We start from the raw sequence: 12,374 nt of genomic DNA, 5'->3' as shown, positions 1-12,374 counted from the left end.
GGCGAAGTGGATCTCCATTGCTGCCGCAAACCTCATGATCACCGGCTGAATCGGGGCCGGGGTGGGTCGGGGTCGGGGTGGGGTCAGGCGGGGGTTGGGGGCGGGGGGGCGGGGGTCTGGCGCTGGCGGTGTTGCTGGATGGTGTCGATGACCCGCCAGACGACGGCGGTGATCGGCACCGAGACGAAGGCCCCGGCGATGCCGGCGATCAGGGTGCCTGCGGTCACCGCCACCAGGATCACCGCCGGGTGCAGGCGTACCTGACGCTTCATGATCAGCGGCTCCAACAGGTTGCCCTCGACCTGCTGGACGGTGATCACGGCGGCGAGGACGAGCAGCGCGGTCACGGGCCCCTTCGCCGCGAGCGCGACCAGCACCGCCACGGCGCCGGCCACGGTCGCCCCGATGATCGGGATGAAGCCGCCGAAGAAGGTGATGAGCGCGAGCGGAAAGGCCAGCGGTACCCGGAGCACCACCAGCGCCAGACCGATGCCGATGGCGTCGATCGCGGCGATCATCATCGTGCCCCGGCTGTACGCGCCGAGCGTCCGCCAACCCACCCGGCCCGCCTCGGCGGTGACCTCCCGGTTCGGCCCGGTAGTGCGGGACAGCGTCCAGCGCCACATGGACCTGCCGTCCTTGAGCAGGAAGAACAGCAGGACGAGCGCGAGCAGTGCCGAACCGAGCACCTCCGCGGCCGTCCTGGCACCGGAGACCGGGTCGACCGAGCCCTGCCCGAGCCCCTGGCGGGCCTGGTCGAGCAGCTGGTCGAGCTGTCGGTCGCTGACCGGCAGCGTCGAGGTCACGAAGTCCCGGGTCCGTTGCAGGCCCTGCACCAGCTCCTGGCTCAACTCGCTGAACTGGTTGGCGGTGAGGCTCCACACCAGCGCGCCGACGCCGAACAGCAGGCCGAGCAGCAGCAGTACGGTGAGCAGGGCGGCCAGTGCGGCGGGCAGGTGGAGCCGGCGCAGCGCGAGCTGCACCGGGTCGAGCAGCGCGGTGAGGAAGATGGTGACGGCCAGCGCGATGGCCAGCGGCGCGAGCAGCACCGCGATCTTCCCCAGCAGGTACAGGCCGGCGACGATCACCACCAGGCAGGCGCTCCACGCCACGGCCGAGCGGACCAGCCACGGGAGCGCCGCCCAGGTCTGGCGGGAGCCCGCGCCCCGGCCCGTCGTCCCCTCGGGCGTACGCCCGGCATCGTCTGCGACCACGTCGGCCCTCCTCGATCTCCGGCGAGTCGGTACCCGGCCGGCGTCCTTCCGACACCCGCGTCCCCTTTCACGCTAGATGGGCGGCCGGGGCGTCGGGGACGACCGGCCGTTTCCCGATCGCCCTCCGGCCGCTTCTCCGTCGCGTTTGCGCCCCTGGACCCAGGGAAGGCAGAGATCGGACCCGCATTCGAGGAGGACCCCGATGAGCGACTTCATGGACAAGGCCAAGGACTTCGCCGACAAGCACGACAAGCAGGCCGACCAGGGCCTGGAGAAGGGCGGCGACATGGCCGACAAGCGCACGGGCGGCAAGTACGACGAGCAGATCGACAAGGGCGTCGACCAGGCCCAGGCGCGCACCGGCGAGGGCGACGAGGTCCGCTGAACCCTTCGTGGCGTCCCGGGTCGCCCCGCACGGCTGGCCCGGGACTGTCGCTTCCTGACGGATCGACGCGTACCGCTAGCCAAGGATCGACCACTCTCGCTACTATCCGCAGTCGGAACATGACTCAACGTGGAGTCGTCCCCGACCGGACCGGTGCCCACCCCTTGGGGCGCCGTGACGAGAGGAAGTCATCCGGTGACCGAGGCCCCCGAGACGACCGTCCCCCACCGCTATCCGTTCAGCGACCCCGACCGGCTCAACCTCGACCCGCGCTACGCCCGGCTGCGCCGGGACGAACCGCTCACCCGGATCCGGATGCCGTTCGGCGAGCCGGCCTGGCTCGCCACCCGGCACGCCGACGTCCGGACCGTGCTCGGCGACCCGCGGTTCAGCCGGGCCGCCTCGGTGGGCCGGGACGAGCCTCGCAACTCGCCACGGCAGCAGGAGGGCGGGATCCTGTCGATGGACCCGCCGGAGCACACCCGGCTGCGTCGGCTGGTGGCGAAGGCGTTCACCGCCCGGCGGGTGGAGGAGCTGCGGCCGCGGACCAGTGAGGTGGCCCACGAGCTGGTGGACGGCATGCTCGCCGCCGGTCCGCCGGCCGACCTGGTGGAGCACCTGGCCACCCCGCTGCCGATCCGGGTCATCTGCGACCTGCTCGGCGTTCCGGTGGCCGACCAGGACCGCTTCCACACCTGGTCCGAGGCGATCGTGTCGACCACCTCGCTGAGCCCGGAGCAGGCCCAGGAGTACATCGACAGCCTCTTCGCGTACATGGGCGAGCTGATCGCGCGGCGGCGCGAGCAACCCACCGACGACCTGCTCGGCGCGATGGTCCGGGCCCGCGACGCCGACGACCGGCTCGCCGAGGACGAGGTCGTACGCCTGGCCGCCGGGCTGCTCGCCGCCGGGCACGAGACGACCGTGACCCAGATCCCCAACTTCGTGTACGCCCTGCTCACCCACCCGGACGAGTGGGCCCGGCTACGGTCGCGGCCCGACCTCGTGCCGGCGGCCGTCGAGGAGCTGATGCGGTTCGTGCCGCTCGGCGCGTCCTCGGCCTTCGCCCGCTACGCGTCAGAGGACGTCGAGCTCGGCGGCGTGCTGGTACGGGCCGGCGAGCCGGTGGTGGTGTCGATCTCGTCGGCCAACCGGGACGAGACGGTCTTCGCCGACGCGGACCGGCTCGACGTGACCCGACAGGCCAACCCCCACCTCGGCTTCGGGCACGGGGTGCACCACTGCGTCGGCGCGCAGCTCGCCCGGATGGAGCTCCAGGTCGTCCTGGAGACGTTGATCGCCCGCACGCCCGACCTGAGGCTGGCCGTGCCGGAATCCGAGCTGACCTGGAAGAGCGGCCTGCTGGTCCGAGGGCTGGTGGCCATGCCGGTGAGTTGGTGAACCGATGAGTGCGACGAACGAGCAGTGGCGGGTACACGTGGACCCGACCCGGTGCATCGGGTCGGGGATCTGCGCGGGCACCGCGCCGGGGCACTTCGTGCTGGTGGACGGGCTGGCCCGCCCGCTGGCCGAGCGGGTGGCGCCGGACGACGCGTTGGTGGACGCCGCGGACTCCTGCCCGATGGAGGCGGTCATCGTGTCCGAGGCGGACGGCCTGCACCGGATCGCGCCGGAGCCCTGAGCGGCCCCGGCGGCCAGGGGCCGGAGCCCGAGCGGTCCCGGCGGCCAACGACCGAGCCTGAGCAGCCCCGGCGGCCAACGACCGAGCCCGAGCGGCCCCGGCGGCCAGGGGTCGGAGACGTGAGCCGGCCCGGCGGCCAGGGGCCGGAACCCTGCGGCCGGCCGGTGGGACGGCGGTGGCCACGCCCCGGGCCGGGCGTGGCCACCATGAGCGGTTGCGGTCAGCGCTGGTTCTGGCCCAGCTCCGCCGTCGACGTGATGCGGCCGCTCAGCGCGTCCCGCATCCGGTCCACCAGACCGGCGCCGGGGTTGAGCAGCCGGTTCGCCGGCGGCCGGTCGGGTGCGGCCGGGTGCGGTCGGGTCGGGGCGGTCTTCTTGGCCGCCTCCACCTTCCCGGCCAGCTCGACCATCTCCTCGGCGGCGACCGCGGCGCGCAGGCGGGGGAAGAGGTCCGACTCCTCGTCCTTGACGTGGTGCCGGATCGTGCTCGTCAGGTGCGCCAGCAGCTCGTCGAAGCGCGGGTCGGACGGGTCGACCGACTCCAGCTCCTTCATGGTCCGCTCGGCGTCGGCGTGCTCGGAGATCTCGTGCTCGGCGATCTGGTCGCCGTCCGGCAGCGCCTTGCGGGCGGTCGGATAGACGTGCATCTCCTCGGCGACGGCGTGCCGGACCAACTCGGCGATCACCACGTCGGCCAGCTGCCGGCGGTGCTCGGGGGTGCCCTGCCGGCTCTCCAACTGCACGAAGAGTGCCTCGACCTCGCGGTGGTCGGCGGTCAGGACGTCCACCACGTCCTGACTCCTGGTGTCCTGTGGGTTGGTCATGTCTGCCCCTTACCGGTTGCGGAACGGTCGGCTGTGGGCCAGGTACCCGGGAACCGTCGACCGAACCCACCGGCCATCGATCCGTCGACCCCGGATCACGGGCTCGACAGGCGCCCGTTCCGCGGGGACGGCCGAGGGCCGGCCCTCGCGGAAGGGCCGGCCCTCGTCGGGGTCGGATCAGGACGAGTAGCCGCGCTCGGCGATCCAGTTGGCGACCTTCTCCAGGGTCATCCAGTACTCGCCCTCGGGAGCGGCCGGGTCGGCGATCCGGATCAGGTCGCCGCCGTCCCGGTAGCCCACCAGGGTCAGGTAGTGCCCGCCCTCGTACGAGTGCGGGTTGCCGACGGTGTCGACCGCGGTGCCCTTGATGTTGGCCACCACCGGCCGGCCCCTGTCGAGGGCCGCGACGACGTCGGACCGCAGCCGGTCGACCTGCTCCGGCTTGGCCACCGGATCCGGGATCTCGGTGGTCCGGTACCCGCCGCCGGTCAGCTCGTTGAGCACGCGGGTGATGTCCAGGGCCGAGTCGGTGCCGGCCTCGGTGGTGCCCAGTTTCTTCGCGACCTCGTCCTGGGAGAGCGCCCTGCCCAGTGCCGACAGGGCGATCCGGGTCGCGGCCGGGCCGCAGTAGTAGAAGTTGGGCTGGGCCTGGTACTCGATGCGCACGGTGCGCTCGGCACGCCGGTCGACGCGGCCGTTCTTGGCGGCGCGGTCGTTCTTGGCGGCGCGGTCGTCCGTGTGCACCGCACCGACCGGGGTGGTCGCCGACGGCGCCGCCTGGGCGGTCGCCGCCGGGCCCGCGAGGCATCCGCCGGCGACCAGCAGGCCGGCGACGGAGAGGCCGCTCTTCTGGACGATCGGATTCATGGTCGGGCTCCAATCGGGGGTCGACGCCTCCGGGGGGACCGGGGCGCACAGCACCGGGAAAGGCGCTCGGCTCGGGGACTTCGACGGCCCGGAGCGGTCGGCCCACGGGCGTACTCAGGGATGCAACGGCCCTGCTCCGGCGGGCATTCCGGCCCTCGACCGGGGCGTGCCGGCCGCACGCCGGGGTTCAACCGGGCCACGGGCGGCAGGATTCCGGCGTACGGATGCCCCGCGTCACACCCCCGCCGGGGTCGCCGGCGCCGGTGTGTCGCGCGGGGACACCGGACGGACCGGTCAGGCGTACGTGGGCGGCACGCGACGGGACAAACCGGTCAGCCGGTCACAGGCTGCCCAGCAGGCGGGTCACCGCGATCTCGATGACGACCCGGTCGGGATTCGGGCGGGGCGTCCGGTAGCGCTCGGCGTACCGGCGCTCGGCGTCGGCGACGGCCGTCCGGTCGGAGCGCACGACGGCCCGCCCCTCGATGGTGAGCCAGCGTCGCCCGTCGACGTGGCAGACGGCCACCGGGGCGCCCCCGGGGCCGGCGGCGGCGACGTGCCGCGCCTTGCGGGACGCGCCGCCGGTGATCACGCGGGCCAGGCCGGTCGACGCGTCGAAGGTGACCCCCACCGGTACGACGTGCGGGGTGCCGTCGGGGCGCAGGGTGGTCAACGTGGCCAGGTGCCGTTCCCGGCAGAACGCCACGACCCGCTCGTCGTGGGGTGCCAAGCGATGGTCACCGGGCATGTCCGTCCCCCGTCTCGCGCGGCACCGATCATGGCACGCGGCGGTGCGCCCGGTCGGGGGCGGACGGTGCGTCGGGTGCCCCGGGCAGCGGTGGCTTCGCGGCGCGGCGCTGCCGGACCAGCCGGCCGAGGTAGAGCAGCGTGCCGGCCAGCACCGCCATGTCGTCCAGGTAGATGGGGTCGGGAATCAGGTCGAGCGGCAGGACGGTGTAGAGCAGCGCGCCGTAGAAGGCGAGCTTGCCGTTCACCCCGAGCGTGCCGAGCAGTCGGCGGGTGCGGATCACGCGGACGGCCAGCACCACCGCGCCGACCAGCGTGGCGACCGCCACGACGCCGACGAGAACCCACGCCTCCCTGGACATGCCGTCACGCTAGCCCAGCGGGACCGGTTCCGCCCGGCTCTGCCGGTCAGTACGCGGGGACCGCCGCCCGGCCCCGGGCCACCGCCGGCACCTCGCGGCCGGTCACCGCCGGGAACTCCCGGGTCTGCTCCGTCACCCCGGCGCCCTCGACCAGCGGCAGCAGGGACTGCGACTCCTCGGGTCGGCGGTTGACCGCGGCGAACGCCTCGTCCCGCAGGCTGCGCGCGGCCTCGGCGGCGGTCTCGGCGGCCCGCCACGCGGCCTGCTCCCGCTCCCGGGCCGCCCGCTGCCGGGCGAGCAGGTTGTCCCGTACGGCCCGGCGCAGCACCAGCTCCTGCTCGACCGGGTGCAGCCGGGGATCCCAGCCGTCGCGGTGCGCGAAGACGTCGCTGAGCTGCTCCACCGACAGTTCCTTGCGCCAGTACGCGTCGAGGGCGGCCCGGTGCAGGAAGCGCTCGCGCTCGGCGTACTCGGCGGGCGTCCGGACGGTACGCGGAAGGGGCATCGCCTCGGCGACCGCCAGCCGGCGGACGTCCGCCTCGGCGGCCTCGTACGCCTGCCAGGCCGCCTCGACCTCCTCCTGCGCGGCCAGCCACTCGGCCCGCAGCCGGGCGGCGGTGGTGGCGGCCCGCTCCGCGGCGACCGAGACCTCCCCGGCGTACCGGGAACGTTCGCGCGCCTCCTCGGCCCGTTCCAGCTCGCTCGGCATCGCGGCGCGCCGGATGCGGGAGCCGGCGTCGAAGCGGAGCCGGCCGGGACGCAGCAGCAGACCGGCCACGGTGGCGGCCACGACGCCGAGCAGGCTCAGCCAGATCACGGCGGCCCGGGGCACGTCGAGCAGGACGGAGGAGAACATGTTTTCCATGGTCAGCACCTCGCGGTCGATCGAGGGAATCGACAGGGTCTGTGCCCGGCGTACGGGCGGGTGGGCATCGTGGGCGCGCGTGCGGGGCGTACCGCGGCGGTGGCCGCTCCGGCGACGGACGGCGACGGACCGACGGGTGAACGCCGGTGACGTGCGGCCGGAGCAGGGGGCCGGGGCGGACGGACGCCGCGTGACGGCGGTCCGTCGCGGCCGGCGATCCCGGATGCGGAGCCGGTGGCCGACGGTCAGGCGGCGGGCGGACCGCGCCGGGCGGGGACGCCCCGGCCGGGGTCGCGGGCGGGGCCGTCCTGGCGGGCGACCGCCACGGCGGAGGTGCCGGCCGGAGTGTCGTCGCGCCGCACCGCCGGCGGGGCGGCGAAGCCGTCGACCTGCTCGGCCGTCGGCTCGCGGCGCGACAGCGGTGGGATGAGCCGGGCGCCCGCGACGGTCGGAGCGGCGGCCGTGACGGCGGCCGGAACGGTGACGGCGGCCGGTGCGGCGGCGGACGGTGCCGGTGCGGCGGTCGTGCCCCCGAGGCCCACGGCGAGCACCAGCGCGGCGATCGCCAGCCGGGTCAGCTCACGCAGGGAGCGCAGCGTCACCGACCGGAACGGGTCGAGGGACGCTACGGAAGGCACCCGTCCAACCTATCGCCCGGGCCCGGCTCCCGCAGCGCGCCGGCGACCCGGGATCGGGTGACCGCTGCCACGATGTCCGAAAAGGATCGTCGGGCGGGTGCGACCGCGCCCGCCGGGACCGATGCCGGACGTGCGACGGCCCACCCGGTGGTACGCCCGCCGGGTGGGCCGTCGTCGTGCTGGTGCGGTCAGCTGTCGGTGCCGAGCACGGGCGGAGCGGCGGCGGCGCCGTCCCCCCAGACCATGTCGTCCTCCGTCAGCCAGGTCAGCCGGCCGTCGGTGTCGTCGTCGTGCGCGCCCTGAACGCCGCCCAGGACGCCGGGGCGGTTCGCCCCGGCGCGTGCGCCGCCCGCGCGCCCCGTCCCGCTGACCGCCCGGTCACCGGCGGCGCCCTGTCGTGCCCCGTTGTCGAAGCGCCGGCCCATCCCGGTCGCGGACCGGTTGTCCGCCACCGGAGTGCCGCCGGCGGACCGGACCGCCGTGGCCGGTGCGTTACCGCTCGCCGCGAGGGCTCCGGTGCCGAGCACGCCGCCCTGGGGACCGAACTGGAGGCCCGCCCCGGTGCCGGCCGAGGCCGTCGAGGTGCCGCCCAGCCCGACGGGACCCGTCGTGGGGGTGGTGCCGGTCAGCACCGTGGCACCGGCGAGGGAGGTGCCGGTCGTGACGCCGCCGGGAGCGCCGTCGACCGTGCCCCCGATGCCGCCGCCGCCCGGGTGTCCGCCGCCGACGGCACCCGGGACGAGCGTCCCGGTTCCGCCGCCGCCCGGTCCGGAACCCGGCCGGTCGGGGGCCGCGACGGTGGCGCCGCCCGGTTGCCCGGCGAGGCCGGAGGTCTTCGGCGCGGCCGTCGGCGTGTTGGCGCCCGGGCCGCTGCGCGGGGTCGTCGAGGAATCGCGGCTGGTCGTGCCGGGCGTGTCCGGGTGCGGTGGCGGCGGCGGGACGAGCCGGCCGTAGGCGGAGAGGTCGTAGCCGGCGGCCAGCTCGGCCACCACGTTGACCATGCGCTGGTGCGCCTTCTCCTTCTCGGCCTTGTCCTGCTGGTGACCCAGCAGCCCGCCGACCACGATGCCCGGCACGCCGAACACGGCGCCCTTGGCCGCGCCGGAGAGCGCCTGGTCGTGGTCGTCGGTCTCGGCCGGGCTCTCCGCCTGCTCGCGGGCGGTGCGCAGCTCGCCGGCCATCAGGGTCAGGCCCCGGCTCACGTCCGCCATGCCCTCGCCGAGCTTGTCGGCGTAGTCGGTGACGAGCGTCAACCGCCGCTGGAACTCCTGCGAGGCCGAGCCCGTCCAGGTGTTGGCGAGCTTGTCGAGGTCGCCGCTGAGCTCGCGGGACAGCCCGTCGAGCATGCCCTTGAGCGCCGTCCACTGCGCGGCGACGCCGTCGATCTGGCCGGGCTGGCCGGCCATCACGCCGTCGTAGAGCTGCTGGTGGCTGACGTGCTGGTAGCGCTGGGTGTACTCAGACACGCGGATCCTCCTTCCGCTTCAACGCGTCGTCCACCCCGTTCAGCGCGGCGGCGATGTCGGCGGAGTTGGCCGCGTTGCGCTCCTCGGCGGTGCGGTAGTTGGCCAGGATCGTCGCGGTGGCGCTCTGCGCCGCCTTCACCGCCGCACGAAGCCGGTCGACCTGGTCCACGTAGGACTGGTGGATGTCGGAGTAGCGGCGGGAGTTCTCGGTGGCGTCGGCGAACGAGCCCAGCGCCGGGGGCCGGCACTGCATCTCGGTGCTCAGCTTCCGCAACGCCTTCTCCGCCTCGGTCAGCCGGTGGGCCAACTTCTGGTGGAAGTCTTCCAGGGACAGCAGGTCGACTGTCGTGCGCCCGGTCATGGCAGCATCCCCGTACGTCATCGTCGATAACCGTTGGCAGGGCTCAGGTTAGTCGACGGGTGCGACTCGGGCGACCCGCCACCGGTGTCGATCCACCGGGTGCGGGCTCAGCCGTCCGTCTCCGGGCTCGGCGACGACGCGCCGGACGAGGCCGGCGACCCGGCATCGGGCTCGTCGGAGGGCGTCGCCGACGCGCCGGACCTCTCCGGGGTGGGGCTGCCCGTCGGCTTCGCCGGGCCGCCCGCCGGGGCCGACGGCGCGGGGCCGGGCGCGAAGTGGGCGAGCGCGTCGTCGCGCGAGAGCGTCGGCCCCATGGGCACCAGGGCCAGCAGCGACGCGGGTACGGCCAGCGGGGTGACCCCCTCGTAGCCCAGCGCCGACATGGCGCCGACGCCGAGCGGGTAGCGGACGCCCTGGGCGCTGATCAGGTGCACGGTCGCGCCGGGGGCGGCCGTGCCGCTCTCGCCGGATCCGGGCGTGGCCTGCACGAGCACGCCCTTGCCGCCGGGCAGCAGCACGCCCTCGGCGGTACGTACGCCGTCGCGCGCGCTCTGCCGCACGGGCACCCCGCCGGGCGCGGCCAGCTCCGCCGGCACGCGGTCGAAGACCTCCAGCGTGGTGGTGGGCGGCCCGCCGTCGGCACCCGCCCGGTAGGTCGCACAGACCGCCGTCCGCCCCGCGGTGACCGGGTGCAGCGCGGGCAGGGCCTGCGGCATCCCGGCCTCCTCCGCCCGCTGGTCGGTCAGCAGCTTGCCGGCCTGCGCCGGGGTGATGTCGGTGACCTGGCCGCCGTCGCGCAGCAGCAGCAGCGCGCTGATCTCGCCGATCGCGGAGAGGCCCTCCCGGGTGAGCACGTAGTGCTGGCCCGCCGCCCGGAAGACCTGACCGACCTTGGCCGGGCGCTCGGTGAGCGTGCTGGCCTCGTCCTCGCCGGCGATCGCCGGCTTGCGCAGGACCGGCCCGGCGGGCACGGCGTTGAGCAACTGCTGCCCCACGGGCAGGCGGGGCGCGTTGGCCATCCGCAGCGCGGCGAGCGCGGAGTCGCCGCCCGTCACCTGCAACCGCGTGTCGCCGGTGAGCAGGTGCCGCTGGCCGTCGGCCTCCACCAGCACGGCCCGGTCGCCGAGCGGCGCGCCACCGGGCAGCGGTCGGTCGATCACCACCCGGGTGCCGGAACGGCGGGGATCGGCCGGGTCCGGTACGTCGCAGACGGACCAGGGCAGGCCCGTCAGCGACTTCCGGTCCGGCAGCGCGTCGGGGGCGCCGACGATGCCGACCGTACGGCCCCGGGGCCGGTCCCGGATCGACGCCTGGGACATCGTGCGCACCTGCGGGGCCGGCTCGTTGATGATCAGTCGGGCCGAGGCGTAGTTGAGGGTGGGGTGCAGCTGCCCGTCAACGAAGACGTACGTCGCCCCGGTCTCCCGCTCGATCACCAGGGTGTTCGGCTCCAGCGGCGCCGTGTTGCCGGTGAACTGCCCGTACGCGCCGACGCCACCGAGCACCACGGCCGCGGCGATGACGCTGCCGAAGACCGCCATGCCGAGCCGCCGCATCGGCAGGTTGCTGGTCTCCGGGTCGCCCGACAGCAGCGCCGAGACGATCCGGCGGGTGACGAAGCGGTACGCCTGCACCTGATCGCGGCGGGTCCGCATGACTTACCTCCGGCGGGGGGTGGGTCCGCGACGAGCAGGTCCGAGTCGGTGTCGCGGGCTTCCCTACGATAAGGGGCCGTCGACGGGTCACCGGGACCAGCGCCCGACCCGATCCGGCGGACGCTCCGCCGTCCAGAAAGGACTGTCAGCGATGACGCAGGTTCAGGCGCCACCCGGTCGTCCGGCACCGCAGCCGTCCGGCGTCGCCCAGCGGCCGGTCGTCCCGGCCGACCGGCGCGACCGTGGTCGGATCGGGCCCGTGGCCGTGGGGCAGCTCGTGGTGCTGGAACTCTGCGCCCTGGCCGTCTGGGCGGCGCTGGGCGGGCCGGTCTGGCTCGCCGCCGTCGTCGGGGTGCTGTCGCTGGCGGTGGTGGGCGCGGTCTTCGCCCGGCGGGGTGGCCGCTGGTGGTACGAGGACCTGCTGCTGCGCCGGCGGCTGCGGCGGCGCCGGGAGGCGGCCAGGAGCACCGTGGCGGCCGGCGGCGGGACCGACCCCAGGCTGGCACCCCTGGCCCCGGAGCTGACAGTGACCGAGCTCACGGACCGCGGCACCCGCCTCGGCATCGGGCAGGACGCGCAGGGCTGGTTCGCGGCCGTGGCGTTGCAGGGCCACGCCGGGGCTCCCGCCGGTTCGGTCGAGGCGTCGGTGATGGACCGGGCACTGCGGGTGCTCGCCGACTTCACCGGCCCGGTCACCCGCGCCCAGGTCGTCTCGCACACCCTGGTCTGGTACCCGGCGCCGGGAGCGCCGCCCGCGGCCCACCGGACGGTCTGGCTGGCGCTGCGGCTCTCCGTACGGGACGCCCGCGTCGAGACCGTCAGCCGGGGCGGGGGCATGCCCGGCGTGCACCGCACGCTCTCCGCCGGCATCGGCCGGCTGGGCAAGGCGCTGACCGCGGCCGGGCTCGCCCACCGCCCCCTCAGCCGCGACGAGCTGCGCGCGGCGGTGGTCTCCGCGGCCGGGCTGGACCTGGCGCCGGCGCCGCCGGCGGAGACCTGGACGGGACTGCGCGGCGGCGGCTGGACCCAGCGTTGCCTGGTCCTGCGGCCCCGGGCCGACGCGCCGTTCGGCCCGCTGGTGGACGCGGTGACGGCGACGTCCGCCCCCTCGCACACCCTGGCCGTCGCGGTGCTGCCGGGCGGGCGCGTCGCCCCGCCGATGCTCCGCGTGGCGGCGCTCGACGACCACGTGGAGGCGCTGGTCAAGGCGGTGCGGGAGGTGGCCCGCCGGTCCGGCGCCCCGGCCCGCCCGGTGGACGGCCAGCACGGTCCCGGCGTCTACGCCACCGCCCCGGTGGCCACCATCGTCACGACCCTGCACCCGACCGACTGAGAGCGGGGACGAAAGA

14 protein-coding genes are annotated in these 12,374 nt (G+C 75.2%); 4 read left to right on the top strand and 10 right to left on the bottom strand.

The annotated features are described in order from the left end of the window. Positions 1–83: 83 nt before the first annotated feature. Positions 84–1,214, bottom strand: a complete 1,131-nt coding sequence (locus tag AB0883_RS11250; protein WP_366641091.1) for an AI-2E family transporter — start codon at positions 1,212–1,214, stop codon at positions 84–86. 202 nt (positions 1,215–1,416) lie between these two features. Here AB0883_RS11250 and AB0883_RS11245 point away from each other — a divergent pair, with 202 nt between their 5' ends. The 3 genes from AB0883_RS11245 to AB0883_RS11235 all read left to right on the top strand — a co-directional run bounded on the left by AB0883_RS11245 (position 1,417) and on the right by AB0883_RS11235 (position 3,241). Further along, positions 1,417–1,599, top strand: a complete 183-nt coding sequence (locus AB0883_RS11245) for an antitoxin (RefSeq protein ID WP_366641090.1) — start codon at positions 1,417–1,419, stop codon at positions 1,597–1,599. A 195-nt stretch (positions 1,600–1,794) separates the two neighbouring features. Next, complete coding sequence (locus tag AB0883_RS11240) at positions 1,795–3,000, top strand: cytochrome P450 (protein ID WP_366641089.1); 1,206 nt, start codon at positions 1,795–1,797, stop codon at positions 2,998–3,000. 4 nt (positions 3,001–3,004) lie between these two features. Continuing rightward, complete coding sequence (locus AB0883_RS11235; protein WP_366641088.1) at positions 3,005–3,241, top strand: ferredoxin; 237 nt, start codon at positions 3,005–3,007, stop codon at positions 3,239–3,241. Positions 3,242–3,461: 220 nt separating this feature from the next. On the opposite strand, the gene AB0883_RS11230 is transcribed toward AB0883_RS11235, so the two are convergent. The 9 genes from AB0883_RS11230 to eccB all read right to left on the bottom strand — a co-directional run bounded on the left by AB0883_RS11230 (position 3,462) and on the right by eccB (position 11,025). After that, positions 3,462–4,064, bottom strand: a complete 603-nt coding sequence (locus AB0883_RS11230; RefSeq protein WP_366641087.1) for a hemerythrin domain-containing protein — start codon at positions 4,062–4,064, stop codon at positions 3,462–3,464. A gap of 177 nt (positions 4,065–4,241) precedes the next feature. Continuing rightward, on the bottom strand, positions 4,242–4,931 hold the full coding sequence (locus tag AB0883_RS11225; protein WP_366641086.1) for a C39 family peptidase: 690 nt from the start codon (positions 4,929–4,931) through the stop codon (positions 4,242–4,244). A 340-nt stretch (positions 4,932–5,271) separates the two neighbouring features. Then, on the bottom strand, positions 5,272–5,679 hold the full coding sequence (locus AB0883_RS11220) for a TIGR03618 family F420-dependent PPOX class oxidoreductase (RefSeq protein WP_366641085.1): 408 nt from the start codon (positions 5,677–5,679) through the stop codon (positions 5,272–5,274). Positions 5,680–5,707: 28 nt separating this feature from the next. After that, the gene (locus AB0883_RS11215) at positions 5,708–6,040 is read right to left on the bottom strand and encodes a YkvA family protein (protein WP_366641084.1); all 333 of its coding nucleotides are present in this window, start codon (positions 6,038–6,040) and stop codon (positions 5,708–5,710) included. A gap of 46 nt (positions 6,041–6,086) precedes the next feature. Continuing rightward, positions 6,087–6,905: a hypothetical protein gene (locus tag AB0883_RS11210; RefSeq protein ID WP_366641083.1), complete on the bottom strand. Its 819-nt coding sequence runs from the start codon at positions 6,903–6,905 to the stop codon at positions 6,087–6,089. 245 nt (positions 6,906–7,150) lie between these two features. Then, positions 7,151–7,543 (bottom strand): hypothetical protein, encoded by a 393-nt coding sequence (locus AB0883_RS11205; protein ID WP_366641082.1) that lies wholly within the window; start codon positions 7,541–7,543, stop codon positions 7,151–7,153. Between the two features lie 188 nt (positions 7,544–7,731). Beyond that, positions 7,732–9,009: a WXG100 family type VII secretion target gene (locus tag AB0883_RS11200; protein WP_366641081.1), complete on the bottom strand. Its 1,278-nt coding sequence runs from the start codon at positions 9,007–9,009 to the stop codon at positions 7,732–7,734. Continuing rightward, a complete protein-coding gene (locus AB0883_RS11195) occupies positions 9,002–9,370 on the bottom strand; it encodes a hypothetical protein (protein ID WP_121396959.1) in 369 nt (122 codons plus the stop codon). The genes AB0883_RS11200 and AB0883_RS11195 overlap by 8 nt, the downstream gene beginning before the upstream one ends. Before the next feature lie 107 nt (positions 9,371–9,477). After that, positions 9,478–11,025, bottom strand: a complete 1,548-nt coding sequence (eccB, locus tag AB0883_RS11190) for a type VII secretion protein EccB (RefSeq protein WP_366641080.1) — start codon at positions 11,023–11,025, stop codon at positions 9,478–9,480. Positions 11,026–11,176: 151 nt separating this feature from the next. On the opposite strand from eccB, the gene AB0883_RS11185 reads away from it, so the two are divergent. Beyond that, complete coding sequence (locus AB0883_RS11185; protein ID WP_366641079.1) at positions 11,177–12,358, top strand: type VII secretion protein EccE; 1,182 nt, start codon at positions 11,177–11,179, stop codon at positions 12,356–12,358. The last annotated feature ends 16 nt before the right edge of the window (positions 12,359–12,374 follow it).

Source organism: Micromonospora sp. NPDC047812 (assembly GCF_040704175.1).
Taxonomy (GTDB): domain Bacteria; phylum Actinomycetota; class Actinomycetes; order Mycobacteriales; family Micromonosporaceae; genus Micromonospora.
The sequence above is the reverse complement of the archived record's forward strand: the minus strand, read 5'-3'. Positions and strand labels throughout refer to the sequence as shown.

What these genes read in the sequence shown, in the direction of transcription:
- AB0883_RS11245 (WP_366641090.1), top strand. Translation starts at nt 1,417, where the DNA reads ATGAGCGACTTCATGGACAAGGCCAAGGACTTCGCCGACAAGCACGAC.
- AB0883_RS11235 (WP_366641088.1), top strand. Translation starts at nt 3,005, where the DNA reads ATGAGTGCGACGAACGAGCAGTGGCGGGTACACGTGGACCCGACCCGG.
- AB0883_RS11230 (WP_366641087.1), bottom strand. Translation starts at nt 4,064, where the DNA reads ATGACCAACCCACAGGACACCAGGAGTCAGGACGTGGTGGACGTCCTG.
- AB0883_RS11225 (WP_366641086.1), bottom strand. Translation starts at nt 4,931, where the DNA reads ATGAATCCGATCGTCCAGAAGAGCGGCCTCTCCGTCGCCGGCCTGCTG.
- AB0883_RS11220 (WP_366641085.1), bottom strand. Translation starts at nt 5,679, where the DNA reads ATGCCCGGTGACCATCGCTTGGCACCCCACGACGAGCGGGTCGTGGCG.
- AB0883_RS11215 (WP_366641084.1), bottom strand. Translation starts at nt 6,040, where the DNA reads ATGTCCAGGGAGGCGTGGGTTCTCGTCGGCGTCGTGGCGGTCGCCACG.
- AB0883_RS11210 (WP_366641083.1), bottom strand. Translation starts at nt 6,905, where the DNA reads ATGGAAAACATGTTCTCCTCCGTCCTGCTCGACGTGCCCCGGGCCGCC.
- AB0883_RS11195 (WP_121396959.1), bottom strand. Translation starts at nt 9,370, where the DNA reads ATGACCGGGCGCACGACAGTCGACCTGCTGTCCCTGGAAGACTTCCAC.
- eccB (WP_366641080.1), bottom strand. Translation starts at nt 11,025, where the DNA reads ATGCGGACCCGCCGCGATCAGGTGCAGGCGTACCGCTTCGTCACCCGC.
- AB0883_RS11185 (WP_366641079.1), top strand. Translation starts at nt 11,177, where the DNA reads ATGACGCAGGTTCAGGCGCCACCCGGTCGTCCGGCACCGCAGCCGTCC.